The sequence below is a fragment of the Dietzia sp. B19 genome (assembly GCF_014145155.1).
Lineage (GTDB): Bacteria > Actinomycetota > Actinomycetes > Mycobacteriales > Mycobacteriaceae > Dietzia > Dietzia natronolimnaea.
On the sequence record NZ_JAALED010000400.1, the window covers coordinates 2,518 to 4,828 of the forward strand.

Annotated in this window: 3 protein-coding genes and 1 pseudogene; 3 read left to right on the plus strand and 1 reads right to left on the minus strand. The window is 70.1% G+C overall.

The features are described from left to right. A partial coding sequence (locus tag G6020_RS17575) for a DUF5318 family protein (protein WP_347238367.1) occupies positions 1–210 on the minus strand: 210 nt, incomplete at its 3' end. A gap of 216 nt (positions 211–426) precedes the next feature. On the opposite strand from G6020_RS17575, the gene G6020_RS11655 reads away from it, so the two are divergent. The 3 genes and pseudogenes from G6020_RS11655 to G6020_RS11665 form a co-directional block, all read left to right on the plus strand. Next, complete coding sequence (locus tag G6020_RS11655; RefSeq protein WP_182610746.1) at positions 427–978, plus strand: PadR family transcriptional regulator; 552 nt, start codon at positions 427–429, stop codon at positions 976–978. Further along, the gene (locus G6020_RS11660; protein WP_182610744.1) at positions 975–2,063 is read left to right on the plus strand and encodes an inositol-3-phosphate synthase; all 1,089 of its coding nucleotides are present in this window, start codon (positions 975–977) and stop codon (positions 2,061–2,063) included. Before G6020_RS11655 ends, G6020_RS11660 begins: the two co-directional genes overlap by 4 nt. Positions 2,064–2,087: 24 nt before the next feature. Further along, positions 2,088–2,311, plus strand: a pseudogene (locus G6020_RS11665) (hypothetical protein); the annotation flags it as partial.

Genomic DNA, 2,311 nt, shown 5'->3' on the forward strand with positions numbered 1-2,311 from the left:
GCCGTGGAAACTCGCCGCACGCAGCAGATAGACGTCCGCGTCGCACACCTCGCGAAGTGCCGAGACCCCCTCACGGAGATCCGCCAACACCCCTCGACGCCGCAGGGCGAAATCCACCACCCGCCGACGCCGGAGGGCGTCGCGGCCGGTGGGGTCCTCCGGTCCCGGCGGAGGGCCGGGTCGCCGGGGGCGGAAGTCGGCGTGGTCCACAGGATCAGCCTACGACTCGCGCCGGACCCCCGCGCGAGTCCGGGGCACGAGCACGGGGGGTCCGGGGCGCGAGGCCGGGGGGTCCGGGGCCCGCGTCTGTCTCGACCCGTCCGTCCGATGTCACGGACGGGTATATCGGCGCGATACATCCGAAGGTGTACTCTCGGTGACCGTCGCGGAAACCCGCAGGCATGAGACGTCGAGGGGAGGGGTGTGGTGCTCGAACTGGCGATCCTGGGGCTGCTCGACGAGCGGCCCATGCACGGCTACGAGCTGCGCAAGCGCCTGTCCGAGATGCTGGGCACCGTCCGGACCGTGTCCTTCGGTTCGCTCTACCCCACCCTGCGTCGCCTCCGGCTACAGGGAGACATCGTCGAGGACGCCACCGCGGCCACCGCCACGCGTCCGCCGGCCACCGCCCGACGCGGTCGCAAGACCTACCGCATCACCGCCGGGGGCAAGGAGACGTTGGCCGCCCTGCTCGACGAGCCCGGGGCCGCGTCGTTCAACGACGACGGTTTCGGCGTCCACCTGGCCTTCTTCGACCGCACCCCCGGGCCCGCCCGGGTGCGGCTCCTGGAGGGCCGGCGGCGGGTCCTCGAGGAGCGGCGCGAGGGCCAACGGGACGCGGCCACCCGGACCGGCCCGACCGAACTGCGCTACGCGCGGCAGCTCACCCTGCTCGGCCTCGAGACCAGCGAGCGCGAGCTGCGCTGGATCAACGAGCTCATCCAGACAGAGAACCCATCACAAGGAGAATCCCCATGACCGACAAGAAGGTGCGCGTCGCGATCGTCGGCGTCGGCAACTGCGCGTCCTCGCTCGTGCAGGGCGTCGAGTTCTACAAGGACGCGGCGATCGACCAGACCGTCCCCGGCCTCATGCACGTCAAGTTCGGCGACTACCACGTCCGGGACGTCGAGTTCGTCGCCGCGTTCGATGTCGACGGCAAGAAGGTCGGCATGGACCTCGCCGAGGCGATCAACGCCTCGGAGAACAACACCCTCAAGCTCTGCGACGTGCCGCCGACCGGCGTCAGCGTCCAGCGCGGACCCACCCTCGACGGGCTGGGCAAGTACTACCGCCAGACCATCGAGGAGTCCGACGCCGAGCCCGTGGACATGGTCCGGGCCCTGCGCGACGCCGAGGTCGACGTGCTGGTCAGCTACCTGCCGGTGGGGTCCGAGGAGGCGGACAAGTTCTACGCCCAGTGCTGCATCGACGCCGACGTCGCCTTTGTCAACGCCCTGCCCGTCTTCATCGCCTCCGACCCCGTGTGGGCCGAGAAGTTCCGCTCCGCCGGCGTCCCGATCGTCGGCGACGACATCAAGTCGCAGGTCGGCGCCACCATCACGCACCGCGTGATGGCCAAGCTGTTCGAGGACCGCGGTGTCGCCCTGGACCGGACCTACCAGCTCAACGTGGGCGGCAACATGGACTTCAAGAACATGCTCGAGCGCGAGCGCCTGGAGTCCAAGAAGGTCTCCAAGACCCAGGCCGTGACCTCCAACCTCGAGGGCTCCCTCAAGGACAAGATCCACGACCGCAACGTGCACATCGGCCCCTCCGACTACGTGGAGTGGCTCGACGACCGCAAGTGGGCGTACGTTCGCCTCGAGGGACGCGCGTTCGGCGATGCTCCGATCAACCTCGAGTACAAGCTCGAGGTGTGGGACTCGCCCAACTCGGCCGGCATCATCATCGACGCCGTCCGGGCGGCCAAGATCGCCAAGGACCGCGGCATCGGCGGACCGATCCTGCCGGCGTCGGCGTACCTCATGAAGTCCCCGCCGGAGCAGATGGCCGACGACAAGGCCCGCGCCGAGCTCGAGGCCTTCATCATCGGAGCCTGACCCCCGCTGGAAGAACAGGAACGCATGACCCACACCGCGACGAACCGCCAGCTCTCCCCCACCGGGCGTCGCCGTGTCCCGGCCGTCATCGCACTCGCGATGGCGGCCGGGGTCGCGCTCGCCGCGTGTTCGGGGGCGGAGGAGACCGCGGCCCCCACCTCGCCGACGACGCAGGCGACCACCTCGTCGTCGTCGACTCCCCCGTCCCCCTCGTCCGTGGCCGAGACCGCCGATCCCGTCTCCGCACC

Excerpts from the sequence above, each read along its gene's own strand:
- G6020_RS11660 (WP_182610744.1), top strand. The coding sequence starts at position 975 with ATGACCGACAAGAAGGTGCGCGTCGCGATCGTCGGCGTCGGCAACTGC.